This is a genomic window from Clostridium sp. MCC344 (assembly GCF_018785365.1).
Lineage (GTDB): Bacteria > Bacillota > Clostridia > Lachnospirales > Lachnospiraceae > Pilosibacter.
This window is the reverse complement of the sequence record NZ_WQPQ01000095.1, coordinates 1,109-1,849: the sequence shown is the minus strand read 5'-3', so window position 1 is coordinate 1,849 and position 741 is coordinate 1,109. Positions and strand designations below refer to the sequence as shown.

General features: G+C 57.4%; 1 protein-coding gene. It reads left to right on the top strand.

What is annotated here, in order from left to right; translation table 11 throughout:
• Nucleotides 1-741 (top strand): CD1108 family mobile element protein (locus tag GPK90_RS17875; RefSeq protein ID WP_486463680.1); only part of this gene is annotated, 741 nt, incomplete at both ends.

The window sequence follows — 741 nt, the reverse complement described above, 5'->3', positions numbered from 1 at the left end:
TCCAAAGAAGCAAAGGCGGCTGCAAAACAGGGCGCAAAGGCCGCAAAGAAAACCGCTGCCGCTTCGGGAACTGCGACCCGTCGGGCGGCGCAGTTTGTGACCCGTCATCCCGTGGCGGTGCTGGTCCTGCTCCTGCTGTTGCTGCTCTGTTTTCTTGTGTCGGCGGTAACCTCGGAGGATACGGACCTGCTGGGGGTGGACGAGGACTACACGGCACTGGAAAACGAGCTGGCGCAGACGGTAGCGAACATCGAAAGCACCCATCCCGGCTATGACGAGTACCGCTATTCCGTGGACGAGATCGGCCATAACCCCTATGAGCTGGCGTCCTATCTCTCGGCAAAGTACCATGTGTATTTCCGGGAACAGGTGCAGGACGAACTGCGGGAAATCTTCGAGGCACAGTATGAGCTGACCTTGACGGAGGAAGTCGAGATACGCTACCGCACCGAAACCAGCACTGACCCGGAGACCGGGGAAACCACCACCGAGGAAGTCCCCTATGAGTATTACATTCTCAATGTGACCCTCACAAACAAAACGCTGCCCGCCGTGATCCTGCCGAGGCTTAACGAACAGCAGCGGGAAATCTACATCGTTATGCAGCAGCTCAAAGGCAACAAACCCTATCTGTGGGAAGGGATTTACAACGGCGGCGAAGATACCGGCCCCAGCTATGAGATACCCGGTGAGGCGCTGGATGACCCGGCTTTTGCGGCGCTCATGGAAGAAGCCACAAAA